The 21,156-nt window shown below is 69.1% G+C and carries 20 protein-coding genes; 4 read left to right on the top strand and 16 right to left on the bottom strand.

Going from position 1 to position 21,156, the window contains the following annotated elements:
• Positions 1–13 precede the first annotated feature (13 nt).
• Both ACVPT3_RS17460 and rph read right to left on the bottom strand, forming a co-directional pair.
• The gene (locus ACVPT3_RS17460; RefSeq protein WP_492042093.1) at positions 14–469 is read right to left on the bottom strand and encodes a hypothetical protein; all 456 of its coding nucleotides are present in this window, start codon (positions 467–469) and stop codon (positions 14–16) included.
• 65 nt (positions 470–534) lie between these two features.
• A complete protein-coding gene (rph, locus tag ACVPT3_RS17455; RefSeq protein WP_008259300.1) occupies positions 535–1,260 on the bottom strand; it encodes a ribonuclease PH in 726 nt (241 codons plus the stop codon).
• Between the two features lie 100 nt (positions 1,261–1,360).
• Between rph and hrcA the strand changes: the two genes are divergently transcribed.
• Positions 1,361–2,419 carry a heat-inducible transcriptional repressor HrcA gene (gene hrcA, locus ACVPT3_RS17450; RefSeq protein WP_492043846.1) on the top strand — a complete coding sequence of 353 codons (1,059 nt, stop codon included), beginning with the start codon at positions 1,361–1,363 and terminating at the stop codon, positions 2,417–2,419.
• Between the two features lie 44 nt (positions 2,420–2,463).
• Entirely contained in the window at positions 2,464–3,051 is a 588-nt protein-coding gene (grpE, locus tag ACVPT3_RS17445) for a nucleotide exchange factor GrpE (RefSeq protein WP_492043845.1), read from the top strand.
• Positions 3,052–3,139: 88 nt separating this feature from the next.
• Here grpE and ACVPT3_RS17440 read toward each other — a convergent pair whose 3' ends face one another.
• The 9 genes from ACVPT3_RS17440 to ACVPT3_RS17400 form a co-directional block, all read right to left on the bottom strand.
• On the bottom strand, positions 3,140–5,224 hold the full coding sequence (locus tag ACVPT3_RS17440) for a S8 family peptidase (protein ID WP_492042092.1): 2,085 nt from the start codon (positions 5,222–5,224) through the stop codon (positions 3,140–3,142).
• Positions 5,225–5,457: 233 nt separating this feature from the next.
• On the bottom strand, positions 5,458–6,357 hold the full coding sequence (locus tag ACVPT3_RS17435; protein WP_492042091.1) for a dienelactone hydrolase family protein: 900 nt from the start codon (positions 6,355–6,357) through the stop codon (positions 5,458–5,460).
• A 63-nt stretch (positions 6,358–6,420) separates the two neighbouring features.
• Positions 6,421–6,885 (bottom strand): GNAT family N-acetyltransferase, encoded by a 465-nt coding sequence (locus ACVPT3_RS17430; RefSeq protein WP_492042090.1) that lies wholly within the window; start codon positions 6,883–6,885, stop codon positions 6,421–6,423.
• Between the two features lie 12 nt (positions 6,886–6,897).
• Positions 6,898–8,502 (bottom strand): bifunctional phosphoribosylaminoimidazolecarboxamide formyltransferase/IMP cyclohydrolase, encoded by a 1,605-nt coding sequence (gene purH / locus ACVPT3_RS17425; RefSeq protein WP_492042089.1) that lies wholly within the window; start codon positions 8,500–8,502, stop codon positions 6,898–6,900.
• An 83-nt stretch (positions 8,503–8,585) separates the two neighbouring features.
• A complete protein-coding gene (locus tag ACVPT3_RS17420) occupies positions 8,586–8,930 on the bottom strand; it encodes a hypothetical protein (protein WP_492042088.1) in 345 nt (114 codons plus the stop codon).
• Complete coding sequence (locus tag ACVPT3_RS17415; RefSeq protein ID WP_492042087.1) at positions 8,927–10,780, bottom strand: heparinase II/III family protein; 1,854 nt, start codon at positions 10,778–10,780, stop codon at positions 8,927–8,929. The genes ACVPT3_RS17420 and ACVPT3_RS17415 overlap by 4 nt, the downstream gene beginning before the upstream one ends.
• Positions 10,777–11,442: a ribulose-phosphate 3-epimerase gene (gene rpe, locus ACVPT3_RS17410; RefSeq protein ID WP_492042086.1), complete on the bottom strand. Its 666-nt coding sequence runs from the start codon at positions 11,440–11,442 to the stop codon at positions 10,777–10,779. Before rpe ends, ACVPT3_RS17415 begins: the two co-directional genes overlap by 4 nt.
• Positions 11,443–11,489: 47 nt before the next feature.
• A complete protein-coding gene (locus ACVPT3_RS17405; RefSeq protein ID WP_492042085.1) occupies positions 11,490–12,827 on the bottom strand; it encodes an RsmB/NOP family class I SAM-dependent RNA methyltransferase in 1,338 nt (445 codons plus the stop codon).
• A gap of 62 nt (positions 12,828–12,889) precedes the next feature.
• Positions 12,890–14,866, bottom strand: coding sequence for a potassium transporter Kup (locus ACVPT3_RS17400; RefSeq protein ID WP_492042084.1), 1,977 nt, complete (start codon positions 14,864–14,866; stop codon positions 12,890–12,892).
• Positions 14,867–15,033: 167 nt separating this feature from the next.
• Here ACVPT3_RS17400 and ACVPT3_RS17395 point away from each other — a divergent pair, with 167 nt between their 5' ends.
• Together ACVPT3_RS17395 and ACVPT3_RS17390 are read left to right on the top strand one after the other, a co-directional pair.
• Complete coding sequence (locus tag ACVPT3_RS17395; protein ID WP_492042083.1) at positions 15,034–15,504, top strand: Rrf2 family transcriptional regulator; 471 nt, start codon at positions 15,034–15,036, stop codon at positions 15,502–15,504.
• A gap of 7 nt (positions 15,505–15,511) precedes the next feature.
• Complete coding sequence (locus tag ACVPT3_RS17390) at positions 15,512–16,309, top strand: SDR family NAD(P)-dependent oxidoreductase (RefSeq protein WP_492042082.1); 798 nt, start codon at positions 15,512–15,514, stop codon at positions 16,307–16,309.
• Here ACVPT3_RS17390 and lpdA read toward each other — a convergent pair whose 3' ends face one another.
• From lpdA to ACVPT3_RS17365, 5 genes are read right to left on the bottom strand one after another with little or no spacing between them, the layout of a single operon-like run.
• Positions 16,310–17,704, bottom strand: a complete 1,395-nt coding sequence (gene lpdA, locus ACVPT3_RS17385) for a dihydrolipoyl dehydrogenase (protein WP_492042081.1) — start codon at positions 17,702–17,704, stop codon at positions 16,310–16,312. It abuts the gene before it with no gap.
• 14 nt (positions 17,705–17,718) lie between these two features.
• Complete coding sequence (locus ACVPT3_RS17380) at positions 17,719–18,084, bottom strand: type II toxin-antitoxin system VapC family toxin (protein ID WP_492042080.1); 366 nt, start codon at positions 18,082–18,084, stop codon at positions 17,719–17,721.
• Positions 18,078–18,293: a ribbon-helix-helix protein, CopG family gene (locus ACVPT3_RS17375; protein WP_492042079.1), complete on the bottom strand. Its 216-nt coding sequence runs from the start codon at positions 18,291–18,293 to the stop codon at positions 18,078–18,080. Before ACVPT3_RS17375 ends, ACVPT3_RS17380 begins: the two co-directional genes overlap by 7 nt.
• Before the next feature lie 44 nt (positions 18,294–18,337).
• Positions 18,338–20,029, bottom strand: a complete 1,692-nt coding sequence (locus tag ACVPT3_RS17370) for a 2-oxo acid dehydrogenase subunit E2 (RefSeq protein WP_492042078.1) — start codon at positions 20,027–20,029, stop codon at positions 18,338–18,340.
• 1 nt (position 20,030) lies between these two features.
• Entirely contained in the window at positions 20,031–21,155 is a 1,125-nt protein-coding gene (locus ACVPT3_RS17365; protein WP_492042077.1) for an alpha-ketoacid dehydrogenase subunit beta, read from the bottom strand.
• Between the last annotated feature and the right edge of the window lies 1 nt (position 21,156).

Genomic DNA, 21,156 nt, shown 5'->3' with positions numbered 1-21,156 from the left:
TTCTTGGCTTGAGTCAGGAGCGGCATTCCGCCGGCGCATCACCGTCCCGTTCCCACAGCTTGCAGGACCGGTCGATTTCCCCCTGGATCAGGTCACAAGGATTGGCGACGTTGCACGGCGGGCGGGTCGCGGGGCTGACCTGGATACACCGCTCGACCAGGCGTGCGGCCGCGGCCTCGCCGATCTGCGCGCGACAGGGGGTGTCGCTGGCGGGCGCCCGTTCCGGCCTCATGTCCGGTCCCTCCGGGATACCAGTCTGAGGCTCCTGAGGCGACGCCGGAGGCTGGGCTGGCGCAGGTAGGGCTGATGGAGTTGGGGCTGGCGGCTGGGCGGGCGCCGCAGCCGAGGCGGCGGGAGCGGCCGCAGGGGCCGGTTCGGCCGGTTCGGCCGGCGCCTCGGCGCGCGGCTGGCAGGCGGACAAGGCCAGGGCGGCGGCGAGCGCGGTGCAGGCGAACAGGGAGGCGCGCATAGGGTCTCCGGGACGTCGAACGGGTCACCGACACGATGACCCGTTCCCTGAACGCGCGAAACCTCTTATCGGCGCACAGCCTCCAGCGCCGCCTTTTGCAGGGCGAACAGTTCGGTGCAGCCGATCTCGGCCAGAGAGAACAGCCGGTCGAACTCGGCGCGGGAGAAGCCGCGCTTCTCGCCGGTGGCCTGGACCTCGACGATCTGGCCTGCGCCGGTCAGGACGAAGTTGGAATCGGCTTCGGCCTCGGAATCCTCTTCATAGTCCAGGTCCAGCACCGGCACGCCGTCGCAGACGCCGCAGGATACGGCGGCCACCTGGTCCAGGATCGGGTCGGACTTCAGCACGCCTTCGTCGCGCAGATAGTTGAGGGCCGAGGCCATGGCGACCCAGGCGCCGGTGATGGAGGCGGTGCGGGTGCCGCCGTCGGCCTGGATGACGTCGCAGTCCAGCACCACCTGGCGCTCGCCCAGGGCCTTCAGATCGACGACGGCGCGGAGCGAGCGGCCGATCAGGCGCTGGATCTCCTGCGTCCGGCCCGTCTGTTTGCCGGCGGCGGCTTCGCGGCGGCCGCGGGTGTGGGTGGCGCGAGGCAGCATGCCGTATTCGGCGGTGACCCAGCCCTGGCCCTTGCCGCGCATCCAGCCCGGGATGGTCTCCTCGACCGAGGCCGTCACCAGGACCTTGGTGTGACCGAAGGTGATCAGGCACGAGCCCTCGGCATAGCGGTTGACCCCGGTCTCGATGGTCACGGGACGCAGTTGGTCGTCGGTGCGTTGCGAATGGCGCATGAGATGAGTCCTTGGAAGCCGAGGCCGCGGTGCTTATCCTGAAACCGTGAGCCTGTATGCCCCCAAAACCCCGCCGTTCGACGGCGCCCAATCCCCGGGCATGGCTCTTGCCGGACTGGCGGGGCTGGATGCGCGCGCCCGCGACATCTTCCGACGCATCGTCGAATCCTATCTGGAGACCGGCGAGCCGGTCGGGTCACGCACCCTGTCGCTGGGCGGGATCGCCCTGTCGCCGGCCTCGATCCGCAATACGATGCAGGACCTGACCCTGGCCGGTCTGCTGGCCTCGCCCCATACGTCGGCGGGACGGATCCCGACCCATGCGGGCCTGCGCCTGTTCGTCGACGGCCTGCTGGAGATCGGCGACCTGACGAAGGAGGAGCGGCGAGAGATCGACGGGCGGCTGGCCGGGCGGGGGCGGAATTTCGAATCCGCCCTGGACGAGGCGTCGAACCTGTTGTCCGGCCTGGCGGGAGGCGCGGGCGTGGTGTCCAGCCCCGTGCGCGAGTCCGGCGTCAAACATGTGGAGTTCGTGGCTCTGGGCGGGGATCAGGCCCTGGCGGTCATCGTCGCCGACGACGGCACCGTCGAGAACCGGATCATGACCCTGGCGGCCGGGGTCACGCCCTCGACCCTGGTGGAAGCCTCCAACTTCCTCAACGCCCGTCTACGCGGCCGGCCCTTCGCCGACGCCAAGCGCGAGATGACCCAGGAGCTGGAGATCGCGCGGCGCGAGCTGGACCAGACCGCCGCCCGCCTGGTCGAGGACGGGTTCGCCGCCTGGTCCGGCGGGCCGGACCGCGAGCGCGCCCTGATCGTGCGGGGCCGCGCCAACCTGTTGCAGGACGGCGAGGGTCTGGCGGACCTGGAGCGGGTGCGGGTCCTGTTCGACGACCTGGAGCAGAAGGAACAGCTGATCGGCCTGCTGGACGGGGTCGATTCGGCGCAAGGCGTGCGAATTTTCATCGGCGCTGAAACGCGGTTGTTTTCACTTTCGGGTTCCGCCGTGATCGCGGCGCCCTATATGAGCGGCCGACAGCGGGTTCTGGGCGCCATCGGCGTCATAGGCCCCGCTAGGTTGAACTACGCCCGTGTCATTCCGTTGGTGGACTATACCGCCCGGGTGCTGGGCCGGATGCTGGACGGGAACGACAAGTGAGCGACAAGCCCCTTAACGACGACTTCAACGAACTGGACGCCGACATGGCGGAAACCAACGCCGAACACGGTCTGGACGCCGATCCTGCCGACAATCTGGCGCCGCTGGACGCCGTCATCGCCGAGCGTGACGAGTGGAAGGACCGCGCCCTGCGCGTCGCCGCCGAGATGGAGAACCTGAAGCGGCGCGCCGAGACGCAGCAGAACGACGCCCGCGCCTTCGCCATCCAGCGCTTCGCCAAGGATCTGCTGGGCGTGGCCGACAATCTGGAGCGCGCCCTGATGGCCGCGCCTAAGGACACCGACGGCCCGACCGTCGCCCTTGTGACAGGTCTGGAAATGACCCAGAAGGCCCTGCTTCAGGCGTTCGAGACCAATGGATTGAAGCGGGTAGCGCCCGAGGCTGGCGAGGCCTTCAACCCCCATCTGCACCAGGCCATGATCGAACAGCCGTCGGACACGGTTCCGGGCGGCGCCGTGCTCCAGACCATGCAGTCCGGCTTCGAACTGTTCGGCCGCACCATCCGTCCGGCCATGGTCGTGGTCGCGGCCAAGGGGTCCGGCGCGCAGGCGTCGAATCCCTATGGCGCCGCCTTGGCGTCCGAAGGCCAGGCCTTCGACGGCAAGGCCTGATCTTCAGGACGTGAATGGTGAGTGGTGAGCTGCGGTGTCTCCGCAAGCCGCTCACCTCTTTCTCACGACTCTCGATTCACCAGCCCCCTCAGAACTGGCGCCGCCACCCGCCGATCAGGGCGAACTCCGGCGCCGCGTCGGCGACATGGCGCGGTTCGCGGCTGGCGACGGCCTGGACCGAGAGGCTTGAGCCGTCCCACAGCCGACGCTCGCCGCCCAGGATGAAGTCGATCTGACGTCCGCTGGGCGTGGCCGAGAAGCTGCGGCGCGAATAGGTCAGCGGGTCGAAATATTCGACTGGCACGTCCGCCAGCCAGGCCGAGAAGGTCCCGCGCTCGATCCGCAGCGGCTGCGACACGGTGAAGCTGATCCGGTCGCACAGGACCGTACACCCCGTCAGCAGGGCCAGCCGCCAGTTCGAACTGATCGCCGCCTGGTCCGTCGACAGGAAGCGGCCTTCCGTCTCGGTCGCGCCCATTCCGACCTCGCCGATCAGGGTCAGGCCGGGCCGCAGGGCCCAGTCGCCGCCGACCGCATAGAAGTTGGTCCGCGACGGCAGGGCGAAGTCCGATCCGCCCGGCAGGAAGGCGCCGAGCGGGCCCAGACGCTCGTCCAAGGTGCCCAGGCTGAGCGACAGGCCGCCGTCGGCGCCGCGCCAGGCCAGGGTGGCGCGGCTGTAGGTCGAGGCCTCTTCCTCGACCCGGCGCAGGGGCATGCGGCGGTCGCCGCCGCCACTCTCGGCCGCCAGGGTCAGGGCGCCGAACCGGACGGCGCCGCGCACGGCGTGATCGACCTGGGCCAGGGCGGCGAAGCCGTCGCCGGCTGCGCCGTCGAACGGCGAGGACGCGCCGCCGCGGCCCTGCCAGGTGGCGAAGCTCAGCCGGCCCATCTCCAGGTCCAGCATGGCCTCCTGACGGGGCTCGTCGCCCAGCCAGGGGGCGTCGGTCAGGTCATGGCGCGGGGCGATGGGTTCGGGCGTCGGGAGCGGCTGGGAGGCCGTCAGGTTCAGCCGGCCGCCGTTGGGCAGGGCCAGCCGGGTGGTCGCCGTGCGGCTGGGTTCGAACGGGGCCGCCTGATAAGAGCGGCTGGGCGCCGTCGGATAGGCTGCACCTAGCTGGACCGCGAACATCCGGTCATAGCTGTCGAACAGCACCGTCCCTAAAGCGGTCTGACGAGCGAAGGCGTCGCCGAAGGCCGGGCCGACGAAACTGCCCGGCTCTGTCTCGGCGACGATAGAGGCGCCGTCGGCCATGGGAACCGAGGTGGCGCCCGCTGGCTGGAAGGCGCGGGCCATGTCCAGCAGGCCGCGCCCATAGACGATGTCGGTCCCGGCGTCGCCGGCGTCGCGCGCCGTGTCGATCAGGATGGCCAGGGCTTCGCGCGCCGACAGATTGGGGAAGGCGTCCATCAGCAGGGCCAGGGCGCCCGAGACATGGGGCGCCGAGAAGGAGGTGCCGTTGATCCGCCAGCAGCTGGTCCCGTCGCAGCCGGTGATGACGTCCTCGCCCGGCGCCGAAATATAGGCGGCGGCCGTCACCCCCGCGCGGTTCGAGAAGTCGGACATGAGGTTGGTCTCGCCGTGGGAGCCCACGGCGATGACGGCGCCGGCGAAGCGGGGATCGACCGCATACTGGGCGGGCCAGCCGGGATTGGCCTCGCCGTCATTGCCCGACGAGGCGACGATGACCGCCCCCGAACCGACCGCGCGCAGCAGGGCCGCCTCGAAGGCCGCGCCCAGCCGGTCGTCGCCGCCCAGCGACATGTTGATGATCTTGACCCCGTTGGCCACGGCGAAGTCCAGGGCCCGGACCAGGTCCGAGCTGCTGAAACAGACGTCGTCGTCCTCATCCTCGCAGTCGGAGATGTCGGCGCGAATCGACAGGATGGTCGATTCATAAGCGACGCCGACCGTGCCCGTGCCGTTGAAGTTCGAGGCGATCACGCCGGACACCAGGGTGCCATGGCTGTCGGTCGCGACATAGGGGGTGTTGCGGCCCACAACCACGTCGGTCGAGGCGCTGGAGATGCGACCGACCAGATCGGCCTGGCTGTTGCTGACGCCGGAATCGACCACGGCGACCGTGACGCCGTTCCCGGTGGCGCCAGCCTGCCAGCCGGCCTCGGCCTTCATATTGGCCACGCCATAGTTGCGCAGATATTCGCTCGACGTCACCGAGGGCGGCGGCGGCGGGGGTGGCGGTGGCGGAGGAGGAGGAGGAGGAGGGGGTGGAGGGGGCGGAACGACCGGCGTCACGGCTCCACCCCCGCCGCCGCCGCCGCCACAGGCCGCAAGGGGAAGGAACAACAGACCTGCACCCAGCAGGATCGCTCTACGCCACTGAGAATTCGCCACCTTCACCCCTCCATGACACACAGCCCGCCGCAGTGTGTCACATCAGGAACAATTCAACCTCTTAAAGATTCGTCGAAGGCGGCGAGCAGTCTGGCCCAGCCGTCCTTGGCGTCCGCCTCGGCGTAGCTGGCGCGGTAGTCGGCGTGGAAACCGTGGGGCGCATCCGGATAGACGACGATCCGGCTGTCGGTCTGGCCGGCGCGTGCCAGGGCCTCGCGCATCCGTTCGACGCTGGCGAGGGGGATTCCCTGGTCCTGGCCGCCATACAGGCCGAGGACCGGCGCCTTCAGGTCGTCGGCCAGATCCACCGGCCAGGGCTGGCCGGACGAGACCTGCACCGGGGTTGCATCGGGAGCGGGCGCCAGACGGCCGTACCAGGCCACGCCGGCGCCGATGACGGCGAACCGCGCCGCCGCCTGCCACACCACCTTGCCGCCCCAGCAGAAGCCGGTGATCCCGACCTTGCCGTCGCGCGCCCACAGCTGCTGGCTGGTCCATTCCAGGGTGGCTGACAGGTCGCCCATCACCTGTTCATAGTTGGCCGCCCCGACGATCTGCATGATCCGGCCCATGTCGGACAGGGGCGCCGGATCCTCGACCCGGTTGAAGAAGGCCGGGGCGATGGCGGCGTAGCCCTGTTTGGCCAGGCGGCGGCAGATGTCCTTGATATAGGCGTGGACGCCGAAGATCTCGGACACCACCACCACGACGGGGAAGGGGCCTTCGCCGGCGGGGCGGGCGACATAGGCGGTCAGTTCGAATCCGTCCGGCGCCGGATAGGTCACCTCGGCCGTCTCGAGCCCGGCGGCGTCAGTGGTGATCGGCTGGGCCTCCTTGGCCAGGGCCGCGACCGCATAGCCAGAGAACAGCAGCCCCCCCAAAGCGCCCACCGCCCGGCGGCTGAGCTTCAGATCATCGGCGGTCTGGCCTTCGGGACGGATCAGGGTGGTCATGGGACGGCTCCAGAAACGGGGGAGCCGCAGACCATCACGGCGCGCCGAGGGCGTCCAGTCAACTTAGGCGGAAGTCGATCCGATTGGTTTGGCGAAACAGACGGCTTCCGGCCGGCCAACATAGCAGCCGTACGGCGGGATTTCACGATAGCCGGCGCGGAGATAGAAGCCCACGGCCGCCGTGTTGACGCGGCGCGTTTCCAGACGGATCTCGTCATAGCCGAGGCTTTTCGCCTTCGCCTCCAGAGCCGCGAGCACGGCGGAACCGACGCCCTGGCCGGCGACCGCCGCATACATGCGTTTGATTTCTGCGACGCCCGGCTGGAGCGGACGCAGGGCGCCGCAGCCAATGGCCCGACCCTGCCCGTCCCGCGCCAGCAGGAAGGCGGCGCCCGGCCCCCGAACATCGTCGGCGTCGAACGAGGCTTGGCCGCTGGAGCCTGTGATCGCCGCCAGTCGCTGGGACAGGGCGGCGATCAGGACTTTGGCGTCGGCATGATCCGGGTCGGCGTCCTCGATAAGGATCATCCGGGGTGATCCTCAGTGCCGGAAGACCCGCACCCCCGTGAAGGCCATGGCGATGCCCTTCTCGTCCGCGGCGGCGATGACCTCGGCGTCGCGCATCGAGCCGCCGGGCTGGATCACCGCCGTGGCGCCGGCAGCGACCGCTTCCAGCAAGCCGTCAGCGAAGGGGAAGAAGGCTTCGGAGGCGCAGGCCGACCCCTCGGCCAGGGACTGGGTCAGACCCTTGGCCTCTCCGGCCTCCTTGGCGCGGATGGCGGCGATCCGGGCGCTGTCGCGGCGGTTCATCTGGCCGGCGCCGATGCCGGCGGTCTGGCCGTCCTTGGCGTAGACGATGGCGTTGGACTTGACGTGTTTGGCCACGGTGAAGGCGAACAGCATGTCTTGGATCTCGGTCGGCGTTGGCTGGCGCTGGGTGACGATCTTCAGATCCGACGGCTTGATCAGCGACCGGTCGCGGCTCTGGACCAGGAAGCCGCCGGCGACCGAACGGAACACCTCGCCCGGCCCGTGCGGATCCGGCAGGCCGTCGGTGATCAGCAGGCGCAGGTTCTTCTTGGCGGCGAAGACTTCCTTGGCCTCGTCGTCGGCGCCAGGGGCGATGACCACCTCAGTGAAGATGCCGGTGATGGCGCGGGCGGCGTCGCCGTTCAGAGGACGATTGACCGCGATCACGCCGCCAAAGGCCGAGACGGCGTCGCATTCGAGGGCGCGGGCATAGGCTTCCGACAGGTCCTTGCCCACGGCCACGCCGCAGGGGTTGGCGTGTTTGACGATGACCACGGCCGGGGCCTCGAACTCGGCGACCAGCTCATAGGCGGCGTCGGCGTCGGCGATATTGTTGTAGCCCAGTTCCTTGCCCTGGATCTGGGTCGCATGGGCCACGCCGGGACGCGCTTCACCGGTGCGATAGAAGGCGCCGGTCTGATGCGGGTTCTCGCCGTAGCGGAGGGTCTGGGCCAGCGAACCGGCGATGGATTTGCGCGCCGGGGCGACGTCCTCGACCTGCTGGGCGAACCAGCCGGAGACGGCGGCGTCATAGGCGGCGGTGCGGGCGAAGGCGCGGGCGGCCAGCCGCTTACGCAGGGCCAGATCGGTCGAACCCTCGGCCTTCAGCGCCGCCACGATCAGGCCGATGGACTCGCCGTCCACGGCGACGGCGACATAGCCGTGGTTCTTGGAGCCCGAGCGGATCATGGCCGGACCGCCGATGTCGATATTCTCGACCGCAGCCTCGAATGAACCCCCGGAAGCAACGGTGGATTCGAACGGATAGAGGTCGATCCAGACAATATCGATGGCGCCGATGCCGTGGTCGATCATTGACTGGGCGTGGTCGGCCGCGTCGCGCACGCCCAGCAGGCCGCCGTGGACGACGGGGTGCAGGGTCTTGACCCGGCCGTCCATCATCTCGGGGAAGCCGGTCAGATCGGCCACGTCCTTGACCGGCAGGCCCAGTTTCGCGATCGCTGCGCGGGTGCCGCCGGTCGAGACCAGTTCGACGCCCAGGTCGTGCAGGACGCGGGCGGCGTCTTCCAGTCCGGCCTTGTCGGACAGGGAGATCAGGGCGCGTTGCGGCTTGACCCGGTCGGGGGCGGGCGGAAAGTCGGGAGCGGCGGGCATGAAGCGGCGTCCGTGAAGGCTGGGGGAGGATGGCGGGGCGTCTAGCACCGGGGCGCTTGTGCGTCACCCCGTATGCGGACGGATCAGAGCAGGCCGAACCAGCGAAGCACGTTGAGGATCAGCCCAAGCGTGATCAGCGGACCGAAGACCCGAAAGGTGTGGCGGGTGCATCGCTCGGGAAAGAAGGTGTCATAGGGACCGTCCGGCCGGGCGCCGTAGCGGACGGCGACGGCGGTCAGAGGACATTTCAGGCCGCAGCCGACGAAGACCACGACCTCAATGGCCACCAGGGCCAGGGCGACGTGAAGCCAGGCGCCGCTTTGGCCCGAGATCCCCGCATAGAGGACGGCGAAACAGGCCGCCGACATGACGATATAGATGGCCGTATGCAGACCGCGCACGATCCACAGGCGGCCGGCGTCGGTCACGTCGGATCGCCGCTCGCGCCCGCCGGGCTCAGCTTCCAGCGGATCCGGCTCTCGCTGTCGGTGCGGGCCGAGCCGCGCACCACGATCTGCAGCGAGCGGCGGGTCAGGCCGGCGTCGATATGGACGCTGGGTTCGATGGCCACGTCGGGGCCGTCGGTGCGGAACCACCAGCCCCGGCCCGAGGCGCCGCGCAGCAGGATCGAGCGGCGGTCGCGCGCCAGCGAGGCCTGGACCCCCGGCTCCAGATGGAACCGGATGGCGTAGGGGGCGGCGATCTGACGGATAATGTCCTTGCGGCCCGGCGTGGGGAACAGCTTTTCCTCGGCCCGCAGCTCATCCAGCCGCTGGTCCAGATAGAGGCGACGCTGGTGGTTCAGGCCGAAAGCCTCGTTCCAGCCGTCGTGCTCCATGTCCAGCCAGACCGCGCCGTCGCCGTCGCGCTGATCGGTGGTGACATGGATCGGCGGGCCGACCAGGCGCGGACCCAGCAGTTCGCCCTTCCAGCCGCCCAGGGGTTCGTTCAGCGACCGCTCGCCCAGGGTCAGGGTCGAATGACCGGGCGTCAGCCGCAGCGCCTGGCGGTCGGTCGCGCGAGGGGTCCAGCCGGAGCCGGTCACGAGGCGGTCCTTGCCGCAGGCGATCTCCAGCGCCATCGGCTGGGCGCAGGCGGAGGCGCCCCAGCCCCCTTTGGCGGGGGCGGCGGCGTCGGCGACGATCGACAACAGCGGACTGGCGATTCTCACCAGTCCGGCGACGGCGCCGACAGGCGGATGGACGGGGTCGGACTTGCCCGAGACGGTTGACGCCTCGTCGTGGGCCCGGGCCGCAGCCACGCGTGCCGCGGTGGACGGTCCGCCGCCCTGGAAACTGGCCAGACGCCCGTCCGGAAGAGTCAGCAGGCGCAGGCCCTGGGTCAGACGCCCGATAGCGTCCGACACGGCCTCGGGCGTCGGTTCGGACAGCTGGGCCAGGGCGTCGTCCAGGATCAGCAGATCCAGCAACAGCTCCAGTCCGGCCTCCGGGCTGCGCGACGCATGGCCGCCGTCGGCCTGGACCGTGGCCCTCAGGGCGCCCGCCAGGGCGGAGAGGGCGCGGCGTCGCAGGCCCTGGCCCGGCGCCCCGGCCAGGACGCAGCCGCCGATGGCCGCCGCCGTCAGTTTCTCGGCTCGGGTGGCCAGACCGCCCGGCGGTCGAAGCAATTGGCGCGTCTGGCGCGCAAGACAGTCCGCCAGCCTCAACCGCTCGGCCTCGGTCGCGACGCCGCCCATCTTGCGAGCGGCGCAGGCCAGGTTGATCACCCTTCGCGGCAGGATTTCCGGCCCCCAGGCGAAGGGGGACCAACGGGCGAAGGCGTCGGCCCAGCCCAGAGTCAGACGAAGGGCCTCGCGCGCCCCGCGCTCGCCTTGGGCCATCAGGGCGGGCAGCCAGTTGAAGGCGTGAAGCTCGACCGCGAAGGGCCGCGACGGGCTGGGGCGGTTCCACGGATCGGCCGGCGCCTCGACCTCCATCGACGCCCCCGCCAGGATGAAACGCCCGACCAGCAGATTCTTGCCCGGCGCCGAATCGTGCGGCCGGAAGTCGCGCGGCGTAGCCGCGAAGGCCGTGACCTTTCCCCCGCCCAGCACCGGGCTCAGCGTCAGGCCATAGCCCGGCAGGCCGTACAGTTCGATCCACAGCTGACGGGTCAGTATCCGCCCGGCGATGGCCGGCCACAGGCCGGGGCCGGTCTCGGTCGCGCCCGAACGAATGGGCGTGCGGACCGGCGCGCCAGCGAGGCCAGGAATCTGGCCTGAGGCGACGTCGGGCGTCGGATCTGCGCCGCGCGGGGCGAAGGGGCTGATCGGGCTCACGCGGCTGCCGGAACGGCCTTCAGGGCGGCGATATTGGTCGCATAATCACCCTTGAACACGAAGGAGCCGGCGACCAGGGCGTCGGCCCCGGCGGCGACGCAGGCGCCGGCGTTGGCCGAGGTCACGCCGCCGTCGACCTGCAGATGGGCCGCAGATCCGGCGTGGTCCAGAATGGCGCGGGCGCCGGCGATCTTGCGCAGGGAGCTGTCGATGAATTTCTGTCCGCCGAAGCCGGGATTGACCGACATGATCAGCACCAGGTCCACCAGGTCGACCACTTCCTCCAGGATCGACAACGGCGTCGCCGGATTGAACACTACCCCGGCCTTGGCGCCCAGCTGGCGGATGCGGCCCAGGGTGCGGTGCAGGTGCGGGCCGCTTTCGGGGTGGACGGTCAGGAGATCGGCCCCGGCGTCGCGATAAGCCTCCAGCCACGGATCGACCGGCGCGACCATCAGGTGCACGTCGAACGGCAGGCTGGTGTGCGGCCGGATCGCCTTCACGATGTCCGGACCCAGGGTGATGTTCGGCACGAAATGACCGTCCATCACATCGACATGGATCCAGTCGGCGCCCGCGGCTTCGAGCGCGCGGACCTCTTCACCCAGGCGCGCGAAATCGCTGGCGAGGATGGACGGGCAGATCAGGGGAGTGAGGGCCATGGCCTTTCGGATAGGACGGCTTGCGGGCGGGAGCAAGCCGCTCCTCCTCAGGAAATCCGTTCCAGCCGGGCCGCGAAGAAGCCGTCCAAGCCGCCGTGCTCGGCCCACATCGACGGCAGGATGCGCAGCCAGCCTTCGGGCGTCAGGGCTTCCATCGGGGCGCCCAGGGCGGCGGGATCGGCGGCGACGGTGCGGAAGCCGGGGTTGCGGCGCAGGAAGGCGATCACCTGGGTCTCCCCTTCCTCGCGCTCCAGCGAACAGGTGCAATAGACCAGGCGGCCGCCCGGCTTGACCCGTTCGGCGGCGACGTCGAGCAGCCGGTGCTGGACGTCCGCCAGTTTGGCGACCTCGGCGGGCTTGGTGGCGCGCAGGACTTCCGGATTGCGGCGGAAGGTGCCGGTGGCGGTGCAGGGCGCGTCCAGCAGCACGGCGTCGAAGCTGCGGTCGTCGTCCCAGTCCTCGGCGGGGACGGCGATCACCTCGGCGGTCAGGCCGGTGCGCTCCAGGTTCTGGCTCAGGCGTTTCAGGCGCGGGGCCGAACGGTCCAGCGCGACCACCGAGGCGCCGGCGGCGGCCAGCTGCAGGGTCTTGCCGCCGGGGGCGGCGCACATGTCCAGGGCGGTCTCGCCGGGTTCGGCGTCCAGCAGACGGCCGGGAACGGCGGCGGCGGCGTCCTGGACCCACCAGTCGCCGTCGTCGAAACCGGGCCAGGTCGCCACGTCGCCGCGACGGCCGGTGCGCACGGTTCCACCCTCAAGCGCCTCGCCCTCGACGGCGGCGGCCACGGCGGCGGGATCGACGCCGGGCTTCAGGCTGAGGTCGGTGGCCGGCTCCTCGCGCGCGGCCAGGGCCAGGCCGGTCAGGGCGGCCTCGCCATAGGTCGCCCTCCAGCGGGCGGCGATCCAGTCGGGCAGATTGCTCTCGGCCGTGGTCAGGCCGGGGCCGTCGCGGCCCACGCCGCGCAGCACGGCGTTGACCAGATTCTTGTAGGGCCGGGTCTTGGGGTCGCGCTCGGCCAGTTTCACGGCGGTGGAGACGGCGGCGAAGGCGGGGGTCTCCAGCACCAGGGTCTGGGCCAGGGCGATGCGCATCAGGGTGCGGACGGCCTCGGGCGGCGACTTCTGCAGGCGGCGGTTCAGGATCTGGTCGATCTCGCCCAGACGACGCAGGGCGGCCATGGCCACGGCGCGGGCGAAGGCGCGGTCGACAGGCTCCAGCGCGCGGGCCGCAGGCTGGGACAGGGCCTCGTCCAGACCGTTGCGCTTCTCAAGCGCCGCGTTCAGCAGAATGCCGGCGACCACCCGGGCCTCGACGCCGATGTCGTCCTGCGACGGGGCGTGCGCGACCTCTGCCGCAGCCGGGCGCGGCCGGCCCTTGGTGGCCATTCGGCGGCCGCGCGCCTGTGAGCTGTGACCGCCCCGTCCATCAGAACCGCGTCCTTCGGAACTCATACGGCCACCTGCGCGCCCAGCTCGACCACGCGGCCGGGCGGGATATGGAAGAAGTCGGTCGGGTTGGCGGCGTTGCGCATCAGGAAGATGAACAGCCGGTCCTGCCACAGGGGCATGCCCTGGCGCGCCGACGGGATCAGCGAGCGACGGCCCAGGAAGAAGCTGGTCGACATGATGTCGAACTTCAGTCCCTGTTTCCGGCACAGGCCCAGGGCCCGGGGCACGTTCGGCGTCTCCATGAAGCCATAGGTGATGGTCAGCTTCTTGAAGTCGTCGTTGATCGGCTCCATCCGCACCCGGTCGGCCTCCTTGACGCGCGGCCGTTCGGAGGTGCGCACGGTCAGGATGACGTTCTTCTCGTGCAACACCTTGTTATGCTTGAGATTGTGCATCAGGGCGACGGGCGCCACGTCGGGATCGCTGGTCAGGAAGATGGCCGTGCCGGGCGCGCGGTGCGGCGGCCGGGCCTGAAGCATCTCGATCAGGTCGTTCAGCGGCAGACTGTCCTTGCGCGTCTTGGTCGTCAGGATCTGTGTGCCGCGCACCCAGGTCCACATGACCAGCACCAGCAGGGCCCCGAGCACCAGCGGCATCCAGGCGCCGTCGGGGATCTTCAGCAGGTTGGAGGTCAGGAAGACGCTGTCGATGAAGGCGAACGGAATAAGGGTTCCGGCCACGGCCCACATCGGCCATTTCCAGCCCTTGGTGATGACCGAATAGCTCATCAGCGTATTGACCAGCATGGTCCCCGTCACGGCCACCCCATAGGCGGCTGTCAGGTTATGCGAGCTCTGGAACACGACCAGCAGCACCAGGACCCCGACCATCAGGAAGGTGTTGACGGCCGGCACGAAAATCTGGCCGGCCTGGGTCTCGGAAGTGTTGCGAATGTCGATACGCGGCAGCAGGCCCAGCTGGACCGCCTGTTGCGTGACCGAGAAGGCGCCGGTGATCACGGCCTGCGAGGCGATGACGGTGGCGGCCGTGGCCAGGATCAGCATGGGCCAGTAGGCGAACTCCGGCACCATGTTCCAGAACGGATTCTCGGCGGAGCCGGGATTGTCGAGGATCAGGGCGCCCTGGCCCAGATAGTTCAGCGTCAGGCAGGGCAGGACGAAGGCCAGCCAGCCCATGCGGATCGGCGCCTTTCCGAAATGGCCCATGTCCGCATACAGGGCCTCGGCCCCCGTCACGGCCAGAAAGACGCTGCCCAGGATGACGAAACCGAGGAAGCCGTCGTTGATCAGCAGCATGACGCCATAGTGGGGCGACAGGGCGCGCATGATGCTGATGTCGTCGAAGATATGGTAGAGGCCCAGCGCCCCTAGGCACAGGAACCAGACGGCGGTGATCGGGCCGAAATATTTGGCCAGGCTGGCCGTGCCGCGCGACTGAACCATGAACAGGGCGATCAGGATCCCGGCCGAGATCGGCACGATGAAGGGGTCCAGACGCCCGGCCAGGCCCGGCGCGTCCTGCAAGCCCTCGACGGCCGAGAGCACCGAGATCGCGGGCGTGATGATGCCGTCGCCGTAGAAGAGGGCCGCGCCGCAGACGCCCAGGATGAAGATCCAGGCGCTGCGTCGACCCACGGCGAACTGGGCCAGGGCCATCAGCGACAGGGTGCCGCCCTCGCCCTTGTTGTCCGCCCGCATCAGGAAGAAGACATATTTGAAGGTCACGACGACCATCAGGGCCCAGAAGGCCAGGGAGACGACGCCGATCACGGCCAGGTCCCCGCCGACGCCGGACTGGGCGTGGGCGATGGCTTCACGCAGGGCGTAAAGCGGGCTGGTGCCGATGTCGCCGAACACCACGCCGATCGCGCCCAGGGTCAGGGCCCAGAAGCCGCCGTGCTTGGCGATCTGGCCCCCTGGGGCGTGGGACTCGGGTCCCGTGGCGTGGGTGGGTTTGTCCGGCGTGTTCGACGCGGCGGGGAGAGCGCCCGCGTCGTGGGGAGTATCCCCGGCCATGCGTATCCTCCGGGTCTCCGACAACAGGTCGAGCCCTTCAAAGCGGCGAGCCTTTAGGCCCATTCCGCGCCCGCTTCAATCGTGACGCGCGGGATTCGCCTTCACAGCGCGGGGCGGGATTTGTGATTCGGCGTGGGAACGCCTATTTTACGTGCAGGAACACGAACATGTCAGACAGCCAGCGCTTCCCCGTCGCCGCCCACGCCCTGGCCTATATGGCCCACAAGGGCGCGTTTTCACCTGCGCAGGCGGCGCCCAGCGGCGTGCTGGCCTCTTCGGTCCCGACCAATCCCGTGGTCGTGCGTCGGGTCACGGCCCTGCTGGCCAAGGCCGGGCTGATCGCCACCCGCCCCGGCGCCACCGGCGGCTCCTGGCTGCTGCGCCAGCCCGAAGACATCCGCCTGGACGAGGTGCTGAGGGCCGTCAACGGTTGCGCCCACATCGGCTCGCCCCCCGCCGGCGCCAAGGGCTGCCCGATCAGCGAACATATTCCGCGCCAGGTGGCCAAGGCCCTGACCGCCGCCGACGAGGCCGCCACCGAGGCCCTGTCCAAGATCACCATAGCCGATCTGCTGGCCGAAAATCCCGTTTCGCTGGCGGCCTTCACGCCGCACAAGTCCTGCCCCGTCGCGGCCTGAAGCTCGGATGAGCCGGACGGTTCTCGTCACTGGCGCCTCGGCCGGCATCGGCGCGGCCCTGGCCCGGACCTATGCGGCGAACGGGTGGAATCTGATCCTGACCGCGCGGCGCGAGGGCCCGCTTCAGGGTCTGGCTGACGAATTGGTCGCGGCCCACGGCGTGACCGCGACGGTCCTCCCAGAGGATCTCTCGGATCCCGCCGCCCCTGAACGGTTGATCGCGGCCGTCGCGGCGCGGGGCCTGACGGTGGACGGCCTGATCAACAATGCGGGCTTCAGCCGGGTGACCGGCTTCCTCGATACGGATCTGAGCGCCCACCGGGCCATGATCCAGGTCATGTTAACGGCGCCGGTGGAACTGTCCCGCCTGGTCCTGCCGGGCATGGTCGAACGGGGCTTCGGCCGGGTGCTGAACGTGGCGTCTCTGGCGGGTCAGATGCCGGCGACCGGGGGCGACACCCTGTACGGGCCGATCAAGAGCTTCCTGATCAAGGCGTCGCAGGGCCTGTATCTGGAGACACTGGGGACCGGGGTTCATGTCACGGTGCTGAACCCCGGCTACACCCTGACCGAGTTCCACGACGTCAATGGCTCGCGCGATCAGGTGTCCAGCGCCTATCCGGCCTGGATGTGGATGGACGCCGCCCGCGTCGCCCGCATCGGCTACAACGCCTGCGAGGCGAACCGGCCCAGCGTGACGCCGGGGATGATGAACAACATCATGGCCGGACTGGCGCGCTTCCTGCCTGACGGGCTGGCGCTGCGCATGGTGGCGAACCACGCCAGGCGGCTGGACCGGCTTTAGTCAGATGTGAATGGCGTGGCCCAGGGCCCGCAGGGACGCCTCGTGGAAGGCCTCGCCCAGGGTCGGGTGGACGTGGATCGTCCCCGCCACATCCTCCAGCACCGCCCCCATCTCCAGCATCTGGGCGAAGCTGTTGCTGAGCTCCGACACATGCTGGCCGACCGCCTGGACGCCCAGGATGCGGTGATCGGCCTTCGACGCGATGACCCGCACGAAGCCGCCGTCCTCGCCTGCCTCGATGGCCAGGGCCCGGCCGATGGCGGCGAAGGGGAAGACGGCGGTGATCACGTCGTCGCGCCCCTCGACGTCGCTGGGGCCCAGACCCGCCGAAACAATCTCCGGCTCGGTGAAACAGACGGCGGCGATGGCGACCGGATCGAACACCCGGTCATGACCCGCGATGATCTCCGCGACCACCTCGCCCTGGGCCGAGCCCTTGTGCGCCAACATCGGTTCGCCGGTCAGGTCGCCAACGGCCCAGACGTTTCTCATGCTGGTGGCGCAGCGGTTGTCGATCTTCACGAACGGCCCGGCCATGGCCACGCCCATATTCTCCAGACCCCAGCCCTGGGTGCGCGGTCGACGCCCCACCGTGACCAGCACCTTGTCGGCGTCCAGCTGCAGCGGTTCGCCGTCCTTGGTCGTGATCGACAGTTTCCCGTCCCCGAACCCGCCGGCGCGCGCGCCCAGGTGCAGCTCCACCCCGTGCGTCTCCAGCCATTTGGCGACCGGATCGGTCAAGGCCTTGTCATAGAGCGGCAGGATCCGCTCGGCCATTTCGACGATGGCCACCTCGGCCCCCAGCTTCCTGAAGGCGATGCCCAGCTCCAGGCCGATATAGCCGCCGCCGACGACGACCAGCCTCTTCGGGACTTCCGACAGGCTCAGCGCCTCGGTCGAGGAGATGACGTCGCCGCCGAACGGCAGGAAGGGTAGTTCGACCGGCTCCGATCCCGTGGCCAGGATGACGTGTTCGGCGGTGATGCGGATGTCGCCGTCTTCGGTTTTCACCACGCAGGTCTTGGCGTCCTCGAAGTTCGCCCAGCCCTTGATCACTCTGACCTTGGCCTTCTTCAGCAGGGCCGCAACGCCCGCGTTCAGCTTACGGACGATCCCGTCTTTCCACTCGACCGTCTGCTGCAGATCGATGGCCGGCTTGGCCGCCGTGATGCCCAGGGTCCCCCCGCCGGCCGCCTTGGCCACGGTCTCGAACTTGCCCGCCGCATGGATGATGGCCTTGGACGGAATACAGCCGACGTTCAGGCAGGTCCCGCCCAGGCCGTCTCCCCCGTCCACCAGCACGGTGTCGAGGCCCAGCTGGCCGCAGCGAATGCCGGCGACATAGCCGCCGGTGCCCGCGCCGATGATCAGGACTTTGGTCTTCAACTGTTGCATATAGCCCGTGAGGGTTAGAGGACGTAGGGAGCGCGGACGCCCGGCTCGTCGCTCGGGAAATCCTTGATGTTGCGGGTGATCAACAGGCGGCCTTCCACCTGCGCCGTCGCCCAGATCATGGCGTCGGGCAGTTTGATCCGATGGGCCTGCCTCAGAGCGACGGCGCGTTCCGCGATCCGATCATCGACAGCCGCGATCTGGTAGCCGCTGAGATAGCGGCGGGTAGGCTCCGCCTTATCGCCATGGGCTCCGGCCATGACTTCGATCCAGGTGACGATGCTGATGGCGCGGTCCTGGTATCGCTCGATTTCAGCCTCCGCCTCAGGATAGGCGTTCAGATGATCGATCAGGATGTTGGTGTCAAAAAGAGCCGCTACCATTCGCTACGCAGCTTCTCTTGGTACTCCAGCCCGTCCATGGCGCGATCGCCCCACAGGCCGAATCCTTCCTTGATCCGGCTTTGCTTGTGACGCGCGACATAGTCGTCAATGGCGGCGCGGATCACCGCAGCGCGAGACCGCTGCTCGCGCTTGGCCAGGTCGTCCAAGGCGGCGACCTGGGTCTCATTGGCGTCCACGAGAATACGCATCTCAAGCCTCCATGATATATGATGTGTATATCATGTCCGGCCGCTCACATCCACAGGGTCGCAGGCTGCTCCAGCAACCCCTTGATCCGCTGGACGAACACCGCCGCATCATGCCCGTCGACGATCCGGTGGTCGAACGACGACGACAGGTTCATCATCTTGCGCACCACCATCTGGCCGTCGCGGACCACGACCCGTTCGGCGATCTTGTTGGGACCGACGATGGCGACCTCGGGGTGGTTGATGATCGGGGTGTGGACCACTCCGCCCAGGGTCCCCAGCGAGGTGATGGTGATGGTCGAGCCCGACAGCTCCTCGCGCTTGGCCGAACCGTCCTTGGCCGCGCCGGAGACGCGGGCGATCTCCAGCGCCGTATCCCAGGCGTCTCGCGCCTCGGCGTGGCGGACCACCGGCACCATCAGGCCGTTCGGCGTCTGGGCGGCGATGCCCAGATGGACCGGGGCGTGCTGGGTCAGGACGCCCGCCTCGTCGTCGTAATGGGCATTGATCTGCGGCTGATCGCGCAGGGCGACCACGATGGCGCGGGCGATGAAGGGCAGAAGGTTCAGCTTGGGCTGATCCTTGGCCTTGGTGGCGTTCAGGTGGGCACGAAGCTCCTCCAGCGCCGTGACGTCGATCTCCTCCACATAGGTGATGTGGGGGATGCGGCGCACGCTTTCGGCCATCTTCTCCGCGATCTTGCGGCGCAGGCCGATGATGCGGACCTCGGTTGTTCCTTCGGCGCGGGCGAAGGGCGAGCCGCCGGCCGGAGCGGCGGACGCCGGAACCTGGCCGCCGCGCGCGATGAAGCCGTCCAGATCCTCATGGGTGATCCGACCGGCCGGGCCGGAGCCGGGCACGAAGGTCAGGTCCACGCCCAGATCCCGCGCGCGGTTGCGCACGGCGGGAGAGGCGGACGGGCGTTCGCCGGGGGCGCGGCCGGTGAGGGCGGGAGGCGCGACGGACTTGCCCCCCTCCCCCGCTGCGCGGGTACTCCCCCCAGGGGGGGGAGATTTCGGGGCGGGCGTCGGCGCTGATCCTCCTCCCTTGGGGGAGGTGTCGCCGGAGGCGACGGAGGGGGCCTGAACGGGCCTCGGGACATTCCCGGCGCCCGCCACATCGAACGCCACCAGCGGCCCGCCGACCGGGACCTGCTGTCCCGCCTCGCCGTACAGGGCGACAACGACACCGGCGACCGGCGAGGTGATCTCCACCGTCGCCTTGTCGGTCATGATGTCGGCGATGATCTGGTCTTCCTCGACCGCATCCCCGACCTTGACGTGCCAGCCGACCAGCTCGGCCTCGGCCGTGCCTTCGCCGACGTCGGGCAGTTTGAAGACGTAGTTGCCGGTGGGTGCGGCGTCAGCCCCCTCCGTCGCCTTCGGCGCCACCTCCCCCAAGGGGGGAGGATTGGATGCTGCGCGATCTCCCCCCCTTGGGGGGAGTACCGGCGAAGCCGGGGAGGGGGGCGTCGCCTCATCCGCATTTCCCGCCCCCTCGACCTCGAACTCCACCAGCGGCCCGCGCACGGGCACCATGGCGCCGGGCTCGCCGTGCAGGGCGATGACCTTGCCCGACACCGGGGCGGTGATCTCGACGGTGGCCTTGTCGGTCATGACGTCGGCGACGATCTGGTCCTCGGCGACCGTGTCGCCGACCTTGACGTGCCAGCCGACCAGTTCGGCCTCGGCGGTGCCTTCGCCCACGTCGGGCAGTTTGAAGACGAAACGACCCATCTTATCGACCTCCCGTCATGACGCTCTTCAAGGCGTCTGCGACCCGTTGCGGTCCGGGGAAATATTCCCATTCGAAAGCATGCGGATAGGGCGTGTCCCAGCCGGTGACGCGGGCGATCGGCGCCTCCAGATGATAGAAGCAACGCTCCTGAACCAGGGCCGACAGTTCGCCGCCGAAGCCCGAGGTCTTGGGCGCCTCGTGCACGATGACACAGCGGCCGGTCTTCTTCACGCTGGCCTCGATGGTCTCGATGTCCAGCGGCACGAGCGAGCGCAGGTCGATGACCTCCGCGTCCACGCCGGCGTGTTCGGCGCCGGCCAGGGCCACCCAGACCATGGTGCCATAGGCCAGGATGGTGACGTCGTTCCCCTCGCGCATCACGCGCGCCTTGCCGATGGGCTCGACATATTTTCCGGTGGGCACCTGGGCCAGGTCCTGCGCCTTCCAAGGCGAGACCGGCTTCTCGTGCCAGCCGTCGAACGGACCGTTGTACAGGCGTTTCGGCTCGAAGAAGACGACAGGGTCGTCATCCTCGATGGCGGCGATCAACAGGCCCTTAGCGTCATAGGGGTTGGATGGGATGACGACCTTCAGCCCGGCGATATGGGTGAACAGACTTTCCGGCGACTGGCTGTGGGTCTGGCCGCCGAAGATGCCGCCGCCATAGGGCGAACGCACCACGATGGGGCTGGTGAACTGGCCGCCCGAGCGATAGCGCATCTTGGCCGCCTCGGAGACGATCTGGTCATAGGCCGGATAGATGTAGTCGGCGAACTGGATCTCGACGACCGGACGCAGGCCATAGGCGCCCATGCCGATGGCGGCGGCGACGATGCCGCATTCGCTGATCGGGGCGTCGAAGCTGCGGGTCAGGCCGTGCTTCTGCTGCAGCTTGTCGGTGACGCGGAAGACCCCGCCGAAATAGCCGGCGTCCTCGCCGAACGACAGGACGTTGGAATCCTCGCTCATCTTGACGTCGATGGCCGAGTTCAGGGCCTGGATCATGTTCATCGGCTGTACGCCGGATCCCGTCGCCTCCGAGGCGGGGGCGGCGTTCTGGTCGACCATGTCCGGCTCGACGCCGTCGTTGCGATCGGCGTCGGTGAAGGTGGTTTGCTCAGCCATG

Source organism: Brevundimonas sp. FV1ps31S, from assembly GCF_058681265.1.
The sequence above is the reverse complement of the archived record's forward strand: the minus strand, read 5'-3'. Positions and strand labels throughout refer to the sequence as shown.

Coding starts and splice junctions, on each gene's coding strand:
- rph (WP_008259300.1), bottom strand. CDS start 1,260: ATGCGCCATTCGCAACGCACCGACGACCAACTGCGTCCCGTGACCATC.
- ACVPT3_RS17435 (WP_492042091.1), bottom strand. CDS start 6,357: ATGACCACCCTGATCCGTCCCGAAGGCCAGACCGCCGATGATCTGAAG.
- ACVPT3_RS17365 (WP_492042077.1), bottom strand. CDS start 21,155: ATGGCTGAGCAAACCACCTTCACCGACGCCGATCGCAACGACGGCGTC.
- rpe (WP_492042086.1), bottom strand. CDS start 11,442: ATGGCCCTCACTCCCCTGATCTGCCCGTCCATCCTCGCCAGCGATTTC.
- ACVPT3_RS17380 (WP_492042080.1), bottom strand. CDS start 18,084: ATGGTAGCGGCTCTTTTTGACACCAACATCCTGATCGATCATCTGAAC.
- ACVPT3_RS17405 (WP_492042085.1), bottom strand. CDS start 12,827: ATGGCCACCAAGGGCCGGCCGCGCCCGGCTGCGGCAGAGGTCGCGCAC.
- ACVPT3_RS17430 (WP_492042090.1), bottom strand. CDS start 6,885: ATGATCCTTATCGAGGACGCCGACCCGGATCATGCCGACGCCAAAGTC.
- ACVPT3_RS17375 (WP_492042079.1), bottom strand. CDS start 18,293: ATGCGTATTCTCGTGGACGCCAATGAGACCCAGGTCGCCGCCTTGGAC.
- ACVPT3_RS17370 (WP_492042078.1), bottom strand. CDS start 20,029: ATGGGTCGTTTCGTCTTCAAACTGCCCGACGTGGGCGAAGGCACCGCC.
- ACVPT3_RS17390 (WP_492042082.1), top strand. CDS start 15,512: ATGAGCCGGACGGTTCTCGTCACTGGCGCCTCGGCCGGCATCGGCGCG.
- ACVPT3_RS17395 (WP_492042083.1), top strand. CDS start 15,034: ATGTCAGACAGCCAGCGCTTCCCCGTCGCCGCCCACGCCCTGGCCTAT.
- ACVPT3_RS17400 (WP_492042084.1), bottom strand. CDS start 14,866: ATGGCCGGGGATACTCCCCACGACGCGGGCGCTCTCCCCGCCGCGTCG.
- hrcA (WP_492043846.1), top strand. CDS start 1,361: ATGGCTCTTGCCGGACTGGCGGGGCTGGATGCGCGCGCCCGCGACATC.
- lpdA (WP_492042081.1), bottom strand. CDS start 17,704: ATGCAACAGTTGAAGACCAAAGTCCTGATCATCGGCGCGGGCACCGGC.
- purH (WP_492042089.1), bottom strand. CDS start 8,502: ATGCCCGCCGCTCCCGACTTTCCGCCCGCCCCCGACCGGGTCAAGCCG.
- grpE (WP_492043845.1), top strand. CDS start 2,464: ATGGCGGAAACCAACGCCGAACACGGTCTGGACGCCGATCCTGCCGAC.
- ACVPT3_RS17460 (WP_492042093.1), bottom strand. CDS start 469: ATGCGCGCCTCCCTGTTCGCCTGCACCGCGCTCGCCGCCGCCCTGGCC.